The sequence below is a fragment of the Diplocloster modestus genome (genome assembly GCF_019042245.1).
GTDB classification, from domain to species: domain Bacteria; phylum Bacillota; class Clostridia; order Lachnospirales; family Lachnospiraceae; genus Diplocloster; species Diplocloster modestus.
Map to the genome: position 1 here is coordinate 34,084 of NZ_JAHQCX010000014.1, position 14,733 is coordinate 48,816.

General features: G+C 49.5%; 11 protein-coding genes and 1 riboswitch. Of the genes, 5 read left to right on the top strand and 6 right to left on the bottom strand.

The window, feature by feature from the left end; genetic code table 11:
* Window positions 1-140: 140 nt before the first annotated feature.
* From metK to KTH90_RS17670, 4 genes are all read right to left on the bottom strand, one after another.
* The gene (metK, locus tag KTH90_RS17655; protein WP_158353396.1) at window positions 141-1,328 is read right to left on the bottom strand and encodes a methionine adenosyltransferase; all 1,188 of its coding nucleotides are present in this window, start codon (window positions 1,326-1,328) and stop codon (window positions 141-143) included.
* A 218-nt stretch (window positions 1,329-1,546) separates the two neighbouring features.
* Window positions 1,547-1,645, bottom strand: a riboswitch (SAM riboswitch).
* Window positions 1,646-1,785: 140 nt separating this feature from the next.
* Complete coding sequence (locus KTH90_RS17660) at window positions 1,786-2,661, bottom strand: hypothetical protein (protein ID WP_158353398.1); 876 nt, start codon at window positions 2,659-2,661, stop codon at window positions 1,786-1,788.
* A 71-nt stretch (window positions 2,662-2,732) separates the two neighbouring features.
* Window positions 2,733-3,749: a UDP-glucose 4-epimerase GalE gene (galE, locus tag KTH90_RS17665; protein WP_238727156.1), complete on the bottom strand. Its 1,017-nt coding sequence runs from the start codon at window positions 3,747-3,749 to the stop codon at window positions 2,733-2,735.
* A 7-nt stretch (window positions 3,750-3,756) separates the two neighbouring features.
* Complete coding sequence (locus KTH90_RS17670; protein WP_158353402.1) at window positions 3,757-4,743, bottom strand: sugar phosphate nucleotidyltransferase; 987 nt, start codon at window positions 4,741-4,743, stop codon at window positions 3,757-3,759.
* 201 nt (window positions 4,744-4,944) lie between these two features.
* Here KTH90_RS17670 and nagB point away from each other — a divergent pair, with 201 nt between their 5' ends.
* From nagB to KTH90_RS17685, 3 genes are read left to right on the top strand one after another with little or no spacing between them, the layout of a single operon-like run.
* A complete protein-coding gene (nagB, locus tag KTH90_RS17675; RefSeq protein ID WP_158353404.1) occupies window positions 4,945-5,676 on the top strand; it encodes a glucosamine-6-phosphate deaminase in 732 nt (243 codons plus the stop codon).
* A gap of 40 nt (window positions 5,677-5,716) precedes the next feature.
* Window positions 5,717-6,838 carry an N-acetylglucosamine-6-phosphate deacetylase gene (gene nagA / locus KTH90_RS17680; RefSeq protein ID WP_238727157.1) on the top strand — a complete coding sequence of 374 codons (1,122 nt, stop codon included), beginning with the start codon at window positions 5,717-5,719 and terminating at the stop codon, window positions 6,836-6,838.
* Window positions 6,839-6,858: 20 nt separating this feature from the next.
* Window positions 6,859-8,007 carry a M20 family metallopeptidase gene (locus KTH90_RS17685; RefSeq protein WP_238727158.1) on the top strand — a complete coding sequence of 383 codons (1,149 nt, stop codon included), beginning with the start codon at window positions 6,859-6,861 and terminating at the stop codon, window positions 8,005-8,007.
* A gap of 9 nt (window positions 8,008-8,016) precedes the next feature.
* On the opposite strand, the gene KTH90_RS17690 is transcribed toward KTH90_RS17685, so the two are convergent.
* Window positions 8,017-9,321: a Na+/H+ antiporter NhaC family protein gene (locus tag KTH90_RS17690; RefSeq protein ID WP_238727159.1), complete on the bottom strand. Its 1,305-nt coding sequence runs from the start codon at window positions 9,319-9,321 to the stop codon at window positions 8,017-8,019.
* Between the two features lie 149 nt (window positions 9,322-9,470).
* Between KTH90_RS17690 and KTH90_RS17695 the strand changes: the two genes are divergently transcribed.
* Window positions 9,471-10,124 (top strand): trimeric intracellular cation channel family protein, encoded by a 654-nt coding sequence (locus KTH90_RS17695; protein WP_158353412.1) that lies wholly within the window; start codon window positions 9,471-9,473, stop codon window positions 10,122-10,124.
* Window positions 10,125-10,158: 34 nt separating this feature from the next.
* Here KTH90_RS17695 and KTH90_RS17700 read toward each other — a convergent pair whose 3' ends face one another.
* Window positions 10,159-10,872: an XAC2610-related protein gene (locus KTH90_RS17700; RefSeq protein ID WP_238727160.1), complete on the bottom strand. Its 714-nt coding sequence runs from the start codon at window positions 10,870-10,872 to the stop codon at window positions 10,159-10,161.
* A gap of 423 nt (window positions 10,873-11,295) precedes the next feature.
* Here KTH90_RS17700 and KTH90_RS17705 point away from each other — a divergent pair, with 423 nt between their 5' ends.
* Entirely contained in the window at window positions 11,296-14,700 is a 3,405-nt protein-coding gene (locus KTH90_RS17705; protein ID WP_238727161.1) for an EAL domain-containing protein, read from the top strand.
* The last annotated feature ends 33 nt before the right edge of the window (window positions 14,701-14,733 follow it).

Sequence of the window (14,733 nt, forward strand, 5' to 3'; positions counted from 1 at the left end):
CAGTCTTTAACAGCTGCCGGACAGATTACCTGCCCCAGACGGATATTCCATTATATCCGCATAATCTTATGTTTTATCATTATCATCTTATATTTTTTCATTCATGCATTCCCGCCTAACAGGAATTCAACCGGAACTCTTTACAGATATTTCTTCAGCAGGTCTATTTTATCCAGTTTCTCCCACGGCAGATCCAGATCATTTCTTCCAAAATGTCCGTATGCGGCTGTCTGCTTATAAATCGGACGTCTCAGATTCAGCATCTTGATAATACCGGCAGGACGAAGGTCAAAATTCTCACGGATGATATCCACCAGCTTCTCATCAGACACTTTTCCGGTTCCGAAAGTATCCACCATAATGGACGTGGGCTGTGCCACTCCAATGGCATAGGACAGCTGTATCTCGCATTTCCTCGCCAGGCCTGCAGCCACGATATTCTTGGCCACATAGCGGGCCGCGTAAGCCGCGGAACGGTCCACCTTCGTGCAGTCTTTTCCGGAGAAAGCACCGCCGCCGTGACGGGCATATCCGCCGTAGGTGTCGACTATAATTTTCCGTCCGGTCAGCCCGCTGTCGCCGTGAGGTCCGCCGATCACAAAGCGTCCGGTGGGATTGATAAAGAACTTCGTATTCTCATCCACCATCTCCTGGGGCAGAATCACGTCAAACACGTATTTTTTAATATCCTCGTGTATCTGTTCCTGAGAGACCTTCTCATCATGCTGGGTGGACAGAACCACAGCATCCAGACGAATCGGTTTTCCAGACTCGTCGTATTCCACCGTAACCTGGGTCTTACCATCGGGTCTCAGATACGTAAGGGTGCCGTCTTTTCTGACCTTCGTCAGCTGAAGCGCCAGTTTATGAGCAAGGGCGATGGGGTAAGGCATCAGTTCTTCGGTCTCATCGGTAGCATATCCGAACATCATACCCTGATCCCCTGCACCGATGGCCTCGATCTGCGCGTCGCTCATCTTATGTTCCTTCGCCTCCAGGGCCTTGTCCACTCCCAGGGCAATATCGCTGGACTGTTCATCCAGAGCGACCACAACCGCACAGTTGTCCGCGTCAAATCCATATTTTCCACGAGTATATCCGATCTCCCGGACCGTATCTCTCACGATTTTCTGAATATCCACATAAGCCTCAGTCGTGATTTCTCCCATCACCAGTACAAGCCCTGTCGTCGTGGCCGTCTCGCAGGCCACACGGCTCATGGGGTCTTTTGCCATCAGCGCATCCAGGATCGCATCGGAGATCTGGTCGCAGATCTTGTCGGGATGTCCTTCAGTCACAGATTCGGACGTAAATAGTCTTTTTTCCATCTTGTTTCCTCCTTTGGATGATCCGGCCTCTGCCGGTTTACAAATTTAGTTTCCGTGTTATTGCCTGTATTGCAAGGCATTCAGGTATACCCGCAGGGTATTTCCTGTTGTCGACGCCGGAATTTTACGTAAGACTTTTTTTATTCTATTCACATACTTGCCTGTTGAATAAAAAAAGAATCCGCAAAAGCGGACTCGACAAAATTGATAATCAAATCCCCTTATCGTTCGATTACTCGCTCAGGTTGGCACCTTCCTATCGCTAGGGGTTGCCGGGTTTCACAGGCCCTATGTACCTCCACCACTCTGAATAAGAGAAATATACTCTATATGAAATTATTCTGCTTCCAGTTCCTAAAAGTATATCCATATACCTGAAGGGTAAATGTTATCATCGCAAATACAATACAACATTTTGACTGGAACTGTCAAGTGCTAATTTCTGGTGGAACAGGGGTTATTCCAACTTTTCCCTTTGCTCCACTTCTTCCGCTGCCAGTTCCTCAGCCTCTGCGATGTGAAGGAAATCCGCCTCCTTTTTTTTGAGACTGGGTACGAAGCGCCCGACAAATTTGCCCTTTCCGCGGTTTTTCACATAGAAAAAGCCAAAAACGGAGAAAACAACGGCGCCGATAAAGTTTACAAACAGATCCTTCATGGTATCGAACAGACCGATATCCAGATAACCGCCCAGCCCCAGAGGCTGGCCGTTAATCATGACCTCCTGTATACCGGTTATGGCTGTAGGATGATTTCCTCCGGCCGGGTCCAGCATCACGGAATTGATCGTATGTAAAATCGTATCCTTCTGCATATCCATGCCAAAGAACAGATCCATGCCGCACTCGAAGAATTCCCAGATCACTCCGATCGTCATGGAAAAACTGAAAGCCACGATAGCCATGAAGGCCGGGGACAGCTGAAAAGAGAAGCGTTCATTCCGGTTCAGGATATCCACCATGGAAAAACCGATGGCAGCGGCGAGGAAACCATTCAAGGTGTGGAGGACGGTATCCCAGAAAGGATATTTGATGTAATATGCCCCGATTTCACCCAGTATCTCAGCGGAAAATATAAAGAGCAGGATGATAATCTCCAGGGTCGTCGGCAGCTCTATCTTAAGGTTTATCTGGACAAAGCTGGGCACCATGAGCAAAAGCAGCGTCAGGACACATAAAAACACATTTTCATAATTCCGGTTAAACAACTGCAGGATCATCATGAGGATGACTACTGCTCTTAGTATTACAAACACGATAAATGAGCTTTTATGTTCCCGCAGCTCCATCTTCATCGCTTTCCAAAAAGCTTTACATTTCCGGGATACTTTCATCTTATCCTCCAGAGCCGCATTTACTGCGGCTTAGTTCAGGTATGGTGTAACCGTTTCCTCTACAGCCGCATTTACTGTTGTGTATACCCATCGGGGTTTTGGGACTGCCATCTCCAGGAATCCTCACACATTTCATCCAACCCGTATTGGGCTTCCCAGCCAAGCTCTGCTTTTGCTTTGGCGGGATCCGCATAGCAAGTGGCGATATCTCCTGCCCGTCTGGGTTTCATCTCATAGGGAATCTCCCTGCCCGAGGCTTTCTCAAAAGCCTTCACCATGTCCAGAACACTATAGCCGTTACCGGTACCCAGATTATAGATGGACACGCCCTCTTTACTTTTCAGCTTCCCAATCGCCTTCACATGGCCTCCGGCCAGATCAACCACATGGATATAATCCCGGACCCCCGTACCGTCAGGCGTATCATAATCGTTTCCAAAAACGCCGAGACGGGATAGTTTTCCGATTGCCACCTGGGTAATATAAGGCATCAGATTATTGGGAATTCCTTTCGGATTCTCCCCGATCCGGCCGCTCTTATGGGCACCGATCGGATTAAAGTAGCGGAGCAGGATAACGTTCCACTCCGGGTCCGCCACATGAAGATCCTGCAGGATCTCTTCCAGCATAAGTTTTGTCCGTCCATAGGGGTTCGTGACGCTCAGCGGGAAATCCTCCCGGATCGGAACAGTGTGCGGATTACCATAGACCGTAGCCGACGAACTGAACACGATATCTTTTACGCCGTGATTTCTCATCACATCACATAGAACCAGTGTCCCGGTGACATTGTTATAATAATACTCCAGCGGTTTTTCCACAGATTCTCCCACCGCTTTCAGTCCTGCGAAATGGATGACCGAATCGATCTGCTCCTTTTCAAAAATCTCTTCCATAGCCTCCCGGCAAAGCAGATCCGCCCGGTAGAACTTAAGCAGCTTACCAGTAATCTCTTCCACCCGCTTCAAAGACTCTTCACTTGAATTGCATAGATTATCCACGACCACCACTTCATAACCCGCATTTAAAAGTTCCACACATGTATGGCTGCCAATATAACCGGCGCCGCCTGTAACCAAAATCGACATATTTTCCTCATCTTTCCGTCCACAGATTCTGGGGATATCTCCCCTGATCCTTAAAGGACTGAATCGCCAGTTCCACCATTTCCTTATCTTCCTTATAAGTCACTCCGTACCATTTATCCTCCGAGCGCAGCACCGTAACCAACGCCTTCTCTTCCTGAAGCAGTCTCGTCACGACTGTCGGAAGAAAATATTCACATTTCAACGGATTATCCGAAATCCCTTCCCGCAGGAAATCATCAAAACCCTTCCGGATCTCATCCAAAAAACTTTCGGTAAATCCCCACAGGTTCATGGAAACCGTACTGTCCGCAGGCAGCGGTCTCCAGGTGGCTCCGTTATCCTCAGAATACGCGGTCTCCCCCTCTATTTTCTGAATCTTCGTCCGCTCCGTCACGCTCACCAGATGGCCGTCCCCGCTGATCTCACATACACCCCGGGCTACGGAACCATTCTCCGTCAGAGTATTCTCCAGCACATAGCCCACCATCGCATAATGGTACTTTACAGCATCCCTTAATGCATGCCCTTCGGACTGGGTCGCAGCAAAGCTGCTTGTATACTTCTGACCATCCTCATGGCTGACCAGAAAATCATAAATCATCCGAAACGCCTTAGGCCCATAATAATCATCCGCGTTTATCACCGCGAAAGGTCCCTGAATCAGATCCCGGCAGCTAAATACCGCATGCGCGGTCCCCCAGGGCTTCACCCTTCCCTCCGGCACCCGATATCCTGCCGGCAGATCCGTAAGCTCCTGATAAGCATACGCTACTTCCACATACTCTTCCAGCCGGTTACCGATCACTTCCCGGAAGACTTCTTCATTCTCCCTCTTAATAATAAATATAACCTTTTTAAAACCGGCGCGGACCGCATCATAAACGGAAAAATCCATAATAATATGGCCTTCCCGGTCCACCGGATCGATCTGCTTTAATCCACCATACCGGCTGCCCATACCCGCCGCCATGATCACCAATACGGGTTTATCCATACACATATCCTCCATCAATTCCTGCAATCCTAACTTCATCATTTCAAATGCTGAATTCATCACTACCAGTATAGTCAGCTTTCCCCCAAATGGCAATAAATAATTTAATTGCGATTGCTTTTTTTCCTGTGGTTTGATACATTTATAAGGAATATAAATAGAGTATATGTACAACAATTATCCTAAAGGGGGATTTCCATTATGCGAATTCTGAAAGCAAAAGATTATCTGGAAATGAGCCGTAAAGCGGCTAATCTCATCGCCGCTCAGGTTATTTTAAAACCGGACTGTGTCCTGGGGCTGGCCACCGGCTCGACGCCGATTGGTCTGTACCAGCAGCTGATTCAGGGGTATCAGCAGGGAAATCTGGATTTTTCACAGGTAAAAACCGCCAATCTGGATGAATACAAAGGGCTTACCAGAGAGAATGACCAGAGCTATTACTATTTCATGCACCAGAATTTATTCAAGTCTATTAATGTAAAAGAAGAAAATACCAATATCCCGGACGGGACGGTTGCCGACAGCGCAAATGAATGTGCCCGCTATGATGAAATAATCCGGACACTTGGCGGTGTGGATCTGCAGCTGCTGGGACTGGGACACAACGGACATATCGGTTTCAACGAACCCGCAGATTCCTTCGCGAAAGGGACTCACTGTGTGGACCTGACAAAGAGCACGATCGAGGCCAACAAACGTTTCTTCGCGTCTGCTGACGACGTTCCCCGCCAGGCTTATACCATGGGGATTCAGACGATCATGAACGCCCGTAAAATTCTGGTGGTCGTGAACGGGGAAGCCAAGGCGGATATCGTGCAGAAGGCTTTCTTCGGCCCGGTAACCCCTCAGGTACCCGCGTCCATCCTGCAGTTCCATCCGGATGTTACTCTGGTAGGGGACGAAGCCGCGTTGTCGAAAATTAATTTATAGAAGATCGAACAGTGTTGGGTAACGCACGCATGGAGGATATATGAAAATTATAAATGCGAAAGTATTTACAGAAGACTGCACCTTTGAAGAAAAGGATATTTGTATCAGCAAAGAATACATCTCCCATTCGTCCGGTGATGATGTGTGTATCGACGCCGCAGGCTGTATCGCGATTCCGGGCCTGACCGATATCCATTTTCACGGCTGTATGGGGCAGGATTTCTGCAATGGAACACAGGAAGCTATCCAGACCATCGCGGATTACCAGCTGGCCAACGGCATCACCGCCATCTGCCCTGCCACCATGACTTATGACGAGGAAACCCTGACCGGTATCTGCCGCGCCGCTGCCGCTCATGTCAACGGGCAAAAGGGCGCGGATCTGGTTGGGATCAATATGGAAGGGCCGTTCATCTCCCTGGCCAAAAAAGGGGCACAGAATCCGAAATATATTCATAAACCGGATATAGAAATGTTCCGCCGGCTCCAAAAGGAGGCGAACGGCCTGATCAAACTGGTAGATCTGGCCCCGGAGGAAGAGGGCGCCATGGAGTTCATCTCAGCTCTTAATGGCGAGGTGGTCTTGTCCATCGCCCATACCACAGCTGATTTTGATACGGCCAGTGAAGCGATCCGGCGGGGTGTCAGCCATATCACTCATCTGTATAATGCCATGCCGGCTTTTACCCACCGGGCACCCGGCGTAATCGGCGCAGCGGTGGATGCTCCTCACTGCGGGGCAGAGCTGATCTGTGACGGCATCCATATCCACCCGGCGGTGGTGCGGACTACTTTTAAGATGTTCGGGGACGATCGGGTCATCCTGATCAGCGACAGCATGGAAGCCACCGGATTAAAAGACGGGGAATATTCCCTGGGCGGGCAGGCTGTGCATGTGGTGGGGAACCGGGCCACTCTGGTCTGCGACAAAACGATCGCCGGTTCTGCCACGAATCTGATGGACTGCATGCGTACCGCGGTACAGAAGATGGGGATTCCTCTTGCTTCTGCAGTAAAATGCGCTACGGTGAATCCTTCCAAATCCATCGGAATTTACGATCAATATGGCAGTATCACAGTAGGAAAGTATGCCAATCTTGTGCTGCTGGATGAAAATACTTTACAAACAAAGAAAATAATTTTCCGCGGGAAAGAGATCTGATCAACCAGATGAGGAAATAAATGAATAATAAGTATCAGGAGGAAGCCCTTCAATTTTTGACAGATGTATTGTCAGTCCCCAGTGTAAACGGCACTGCCGGCGAACACGCCATGGCTTTATTTCTGTGTGATTATCTCTGCTCCCATGGTATCGCGGCCTGTCTGCAGCCCATCGATGCTCTGCATGCGAATGTCATTGGACGGATTCCTGGCAGATCGGACCAGACAGTTGTCTGGAACGGTCATCTGGATACGGTGCCCTTCGGGAAAATGGATGAGTGGGATACGGACCCGTCCCTTCCCGTCCGGCTTGAGAACCGGATCTATGCGCGCGGAGCCAGTGATATGAAAAGCGGTCTGGCAGCCATGGCCTATGTATGCGCAAAGATGGCGGAAAATCAGGTGATTCCCGACGACACGATTCTCTTTGCCGGAACCTGTGATGAGGAGAAGGGCGGCCTTGGCGCGGAATCATTTCTTTCCATTGCCACGGAAGAACAGCCCGCTTTTCTGCTGATCGGGGAGCCTACCGGAGGCAGACTCGGTATCGCCCAGAAAGGGTGTCTATGGCTCTCTCTGACCGTAAACGGCAAGACCAGCCACGGAGCTAACCCGGAAGAAGGCGGCAACGCCCTGGAAGGCGGCTTCGAGGTACTGCAGGAATTGAAACGCAATATCAACTCCTATATCCATGGAATCCTGGGAATCTCTACGATGCAGATCACCATGGCCGAAGGCGGGATCGCGCCGAACATGACGCCGGATCATGCGGAATTTCTGGCTGATATCCGAATGGTTCCCGCTCTCACCCGGGATATGGTGCTCCATCATCTGCACCAGCTATGCGCAGAATATACACAAAGACTGGACGGAAAGGTTACCTTTGACGTGCAGCTTCGCAACGAACGGATGGGAATCGAGATCCCGAAAGAGGACCGTTGGCTCAGACAGTTTGAGGAAATTTTGCGTGAGCAGGAACTGCCGGTTGAATATACCGGCATCAACTACTTTACGGATGCGTCTATTTTACTGAGACAGTTCCCCGACTGCCCCGTACTTCTCTACGGTCCCGGAGAACCGCAGCTTTGTCACAAACCGAATGAATATGTGGATGTGCAGAAATACCTGCAGTCACTGGAAACCTACCGAAGGTTCTACCATAGGGCCTGATTTTCCGGATTAACCGCTCTGCACCGGCTTTTTATCATTCTTTCTCAGTAAGATAAAGAGCAATGCGCTGATTCCCATCAATACAGGGTAGACCAGATAAGGCATGATTTCAAATGGGGTGAGGCCCGACAGGCTGGAGGCCGAGAGCAGCTGCGCCCCATAAGGGATCAGGCCCTGGCAGACCGAGGTAAAGATATCCAACAGGGATGCCGATCTCTTCGGCGAAATCTCGTACACGTCACTGATCTCCTTCGCAATCGGGCCGGCAATCACGATGGCTACCGTATTGTTCGCGGTACATAGGTCTACCAGCGCGGCCAGCGCCGCGATTCCCATCTCTGCACCCTTCTTTCCCCTGATCCGCCTCTTAATGAATTGAATGATACACTGAATACCGCCGTATTCCCTTACCAATGACACAATGCAGGCGACGATCAGGGAAATTACGGTAATGTCATACATACCGGTCACGCCCTCCCCAATTACCGTAAAAATCTCCGAGACCGCAAAAGCGCCGGTTCCGACCCCAACCACCAGTGAAAAAGCCGTGCCGAACAGCAGCACGAGAAACACGTTAAAGCCCAACAGCGCCCCGGCCAATACTCCCAGATAAGGAAGAACACGGATCACCTGATAAGGATGTTCACCCGGCAGCACATAATTCTTCCCCCAGGTAATGGCGACAAAAAAGAGCAGTGTCAGGACCGCCGCGGGCAGCACGATAAAAAAGTTAGCCTTGTATTTGTCCTTCATCTCACAGCCCTGAGTTTTGACCGCCGCGATGGTCGTATCGGATATCATCGACAGGTTGTCCCCAAACATGGCGCCGCAGACCACCGCTCCTACGCAGATCGCCATAGAGAAGCCTGTCTTTTCGCTGATCCCCACCGCGATCGGTGTCAATGCCGCGATAGTCCCCATGGAAGTCCCCATGGACAGGGAAATAAAACATCCGACCAAAAAAAGACCGGCCACAGCGACTCCTGCCGGCAGAATACTAAGACCCAGATTGACGGTGCTTTCCATTCCTCCCGCTCTCGTCACCGCCCCGGAAAAAGCTCCGGCTGACAGAAAAATCAGGCACATGGTGACGATATTTTCATTTCCCACTCCTTTTGAGATCACTTGTATCTTATCCGCAAAGGACAGTTTCGGGTTCTGACAGAAAGCCACTACCAGCGCGATCAGAAAGCCCACGATCGCCGGCATCCGGTAAAAATCTCCAGTCAGCCAGCCCACCCCCAGAAAAATAAGCAGGAATATTCCTATAGGAAGCAGGGCAATAAGCCTGCCCTTTTCTTCATTTCGATTCATAAGTTTCTCCTTTATATTTATTTTTATTTTATTATAGGTGCCTACTGTTTACAAGGGGAAATAACTGGGCACGATCCCTTTTTCGCTCTTTTCTTGTCCCGGAATTTGAGGTATAATATTACCATCATTGACATAATCGAGGTACTCCTATGGACTATCAGCATCTGATCACATTTATCATGGAAATGCTTGGAACGGTAGCCTTCGCCTCCTCGGGCGCCATGACGGCCGTGGAAAAGAACATGGACATCTTTGGGGTCAGTGTACTGGGGGTGGTCACCGCCACAGGCGGCGGGCTGATCCGGGATCTGGTACTGGGAATAACTCCGCCCGGCATGTTCCGGGACCCGGTATACGCGCTGGCGGCTATCGTCACATCCTGCTGTCTGTTCTGGATCTTATATGCAAAAAAAGAATGGTTGTCCGGAGCTTTCCGGGCAACCTATGATAAAATAATGCTTGCGTTCGACGCCGTGGGACTTGGGATCTTTACAGCCGTGGGTATATTCACCGCGGTGCAGAACGGGTATCAGGATAATCTGTTCCTGCTAATATTTGTCGGTACCATAACCGGAGTGGGCGGCGGTATCCTGCGTGATGTCCTGGCAGGCGAAACCCCCTACATATTTGTGAAACATGTATACGCCTGCGCCTCGCTTGCCGGCGCTCTGTTCTACGTCCTGCTGCAGGAACCGTTCGGACAGGTCACGGCCATGTTCGGCACTTCCGCCCTGGTGATCCTGCTTAGGTTCCTGGCGGCTCATTATAAATGGAACCTGCCGCGCCTAAAGGGTTCTGTCTAATGGGGCACATTCCTTATTCAATCCCCAACATTCCCTATTCTTCATATAGTACTTTTCCCGCTATGTCTCCTGCCCACACTTCTGTGTCCAGCTGCCATTCATTTTGAATCGCTTCTTTGCCGGCATCGGTCCGGACCATTTTTCCATGTTCCAACTGCTCTTCTGTAATTTGCTCTTCATCCGTCTCAATATCATAGTCTACAGTTACCTGCGCCGCCAATTCCAGAGAGCCGTTATCCCACCTGTATTTAGCGTATCCATAGCTGGATGCGCTGTTTCTCCAGGAGGACAGTATTTCCTGCGCCGCAGTGTTTAGGATCGGATTCTGTATCTCCTGAAATTCCGGAGCTTCTTCATATTGTTTGGTAACAGGATTTGACAGATAACAGGCATAGTATTTTATACCCTGGTTTCCGTAGCGGCCCAGATCCAGAAGAACATCACCGCAGCCATCAAAATTCACATCCGCCAGCAGGACTTTTCCGGTAAATGCGGCTGGTACACCGCTGAGATCATACTTGTAGACCATGGTCTGAATCGGTTTATTATTTTTATCTGCCACGGTTATCTGCATTTCCGTTATGGTTGTAATGTCTTTCCAGTCAGCATTCTCATCCCTGACCGGTTGTACATCATATGTTGCGGGGCTGCTGTCCTCATGGGCAGATAACTCTTGATTGGATTGGTTACATGCTGAAAGAAACAGCAATGTGATAATATACAAAATAATAAATATATTTTTTTTCATCCTGACCTCCATGTTCATCCCGGCCTCCATGTGTACATTTTCCCGCTTATATCTGTATAGACGGACATCGGTTCGTCCGTATTATAATTATTCTTCTTTCCCACGGTTATAATTTTGTGATTCGCGGTTTCATTACATTATACTTCGCATTCTCCCGTTCGTAAAGTGAATCGCTAAAATCCTGATTATTAAGAAATGGCTGAAATCATTCCTCCAAAGACTGTCCCAGTATTTTCTGATTCATGAAAATATAGATTATAAGACTTTAATTCATTGACGAATCACACCACAAAGCACTATAATTATAGCTATGAGTTGTATAACCGGTTGCTCCTGAGCATACCCGGAACGGCTTTGTTTTCATGGATGCTTTAAAATATGATCGGTTTTAACAGGCCGATGTTGTATCAGGGATGGGATTTTATGGATAATAAAACAAACAATGCGGCCGTTTACATTATCGACTCCAAATTCAGGATTCTTTACTTTAATCACGTATTAAAGAGATGTTATCCTGATCTGCACGCCGGTGAATACTGCTATGAATCCATCTGCGCGGAATGCCAACCCTGCGCGGGCTGTCCACTCGTTACCGGAAGAACGGAGGGCACTATTTTTTACAACAAATCTCTGAAAAAGTGGGTGGAGGTAAATACTGCCCTCTTTGATACAGCCAGGGATCATGACTACAGAATTATCCTGGCCAGGGAGATCAAAGAAGATAACCGGAATCTTTTTTTTAATTTAACGAACCTCTCCACTTATGATGAACTATTCGAACTGAACCTGACCAGCGACAGCTATAAAATTCTCTATCATATGGACGGAAAATATGTGATACCGGCGGCCGAGGGCCGGCTCGAAGCCATGATTCAGGAGGTCGTTGCGGGAATGATCCATCCCGATGACCGGGAGGCCTTCCTGTCTTTCTGGAATCTGGAGAATATATTGCCCCGTATGGAACAGGACAGCCGGGATCATATGTTAAGAGGACAATTCCGCAAAAAGAGGACGGACGGGACATGGTGCTGGGTTTTACAGACCGTTGTGCCCTTGTGCCAGGGGGAGAAGGACGACCGGATCCTCATGTGCTTTATTCAGGATATCAATGAGGAAAAGCTGCGGGAACTGGAAAATGAAGACGCTGCCCAGGCGCAGTTGGTTTTGGAACCACTGACGGGCTTGTATAACAAGGTTGATTTTTTCCGGGCGGCAGGCGCCGTTTTAAATCGCGGGGATGAGACTTCCTGGTGCCTGATGGCCATTGATATCGAACATTTCAAACTGTTCAACGAATGGTACGGGATGGAGGCCGGCGATATCTTCTTAAAGGAGATTGCCGGAGAGTTAAAAAAAGCCCAGTCTGACGGAGTAGTCGCCGGCTATCTGGGGGCGGATGATTTCGGTGCCCTTGTACCGAACCGCCCGGAGCTTTTGGAGAAACTTCAGAATCAGATCACACGCTGCGTCCTGCAATATGGTGACAATGCCGGGTTTTTACCCGCTTTTGGCCTGTATGCCGTAGATCAGCCGCCCTTACCGGTCAGTACCATGTACGACCGCGCGTCTCTTGCTATGTCCAAAATTAAGGGGAATTACGCTAGACGTGTATGCTGGTATGATGAAAGTATGTTTCTGAAAATGGAAAATGACCATATGCTTCTCACCCAGGTCCAAAAAGGCCTGGAGCGCCATGAGTTCACCTTCTATGCCCAGCCAAAATGTAATATTGCCACCGGCAAGATCGTAGGACTGGAATCGCTGGTGCGCTGGAATCATCCTCGAAACGGTGTTGTCATGCCCGGTGTATTTATTCCCACCCTGGAGGAATATGGATTCATCGCCAAGCTGGACCTCTATATCTGGGAAGAGGTATGCATGAATTTAAGGCGTTGGATTGACAGCGGACACCGCCCTATTCCCATCTCGGTGAACGTTTCCCGTGTGGATGTATATACTATGGATGTAGCCGGGTCTTTTCAGAATCTTGTGGAACGCTACGATCTGAAGCCTGAACTATTGGAGATCGAGATTACGGAGAGTGCTTACGCCGAGGAGTTCCAGATTATAACAGGCGTTGTGGACAAGCTGCGGAGCCTGGGCTTTACGGTGCTCATGGACGACTTTGGCAGCGGCTATTCGTCCCTTAATATGCTCAAAGACATCAATGTGGATGTTCTTAAAATCGATATGAAATTCCTGGCGATGGACGAGCAGAGCGCCGGGAAGGGTATCAGTATCCTGGAATCGATCATCAGTATGGCGCGGCTGATCGGGCTGCGGATCATCGCGGAGGGAATCGAGACCGCGGATCAGCTTGAGTTTCTGTTAAATATGGGATGTGTCTACGGCCAGGGCTATTATTTCTATAAACCCATGCCCATCGAGGTATTTGAACCGCTTCTGGCCGATGAAAATAACCTGGATTTTCGGGGAGTCATGCCGCAGAATCTGCAGCGTCTCAGCCTGAAAGAACTTCTGAATGAGGACATGATGACCGAATCCATTATCAATAATATACTAGGCGGTATTGCCTTCTATGATGTATCCGGGAACCAGGTGAAGCTGCTGCGTGCCAACGAGCAGTACTGCCGGATTACCGGCGACGACCTGCTGGAGCTGACCCGCAGACAAAAAACAGAGCTGGAAAATGTCTATCCGGAGGATCAGGCCAAAATCATGGAAATCTTCCTGCAGGCCCGCAGAAATATTCCGGTTGGCGCTCTGGGTGAGATCCGGTATCTCAGGGAAGACGGGAACACCATATGGCTTAAGCTTCGGGTCTTTTTCCTGAGAGAGCAGGACGGACACAGTCTGTACTACGGGGCAGCCAGCGATATTACCGTTCAAAAGCAGCGGGAGCAGCAATTGATCAACTCTCAGCGTGCTCTTTCCGCTGTGGTTCATATCTCGGAAAACGATTCTTCCTTTATGAAGCTGACGGAGGAAAACAGGCAGGCCGCCGCTTCGATTTTCGCGCAGATGAGTCCCGGCGGTATGATCGGCGGTTACTGCGAGGACGGCTTCCCCCTCTATTTTGCCAACAATGCCGTCGTAAGCCTGATGGGTTTTGATTCCTATGAGGAACTGGAACAGGCGATCCAGGGGAAAGTAATCAATACCATTCATCCCGATGACCGGGAAGCTGTGGCCCGTGATATCGGTCCGGAATATTATCCCGGACTGGAATATACCACCACCTATCGAATGCCGAAAAAGGACGGCTCCTGGTTCTGGACTCTGGATAAGGGGCAGGTGATCCGGGCGGAGGACGGGAGACTGGCCATCGTCAGCGCCTGCACCGATATCTCCGAAACCATGGCTGCCCAGCGTCAGCTGGCCGAGCGCAACGCTCTGCTTCTGCGTCAGAATCAGGAACTGAACTTTCTATATAATGATATGCCCGGCGGCTATCACCGCTGCGCCAAGACAAAGGACTATGATTTTATGTACATAAGCAACCGCTTTCTGGAGATATTCGGCTATACGCGTGAGGAAATCAAGGAGCTGTTTGACGATAAATTCCTCAATATGGTACATCCGGACGACTGTCCTCTGGTAAACGCCGGCGTCTCCAGCCTCCAGAAAAACCGCGGAAATGAAAATCTGGAATATCGTATGCTCAGTAAGCACGGTTACATCTGGGTAGTCGATCAGAGCCGTTATATGGAATACCGGGGTAAGCCGTTTCTCCAGGGAGTGGTTATGGATATTACAGAAACGGTAATGCTTCGGGAGAAAATGAAACAGCTCGAAAAGGGCATACCCAATCCCGGGAAAGAATCGCACACCGTAAACCATCCAGTTGGCAGGAAGGGCAGCCGGTAAAATATAGGTGCCACAGACGTACGGCTAAACCGC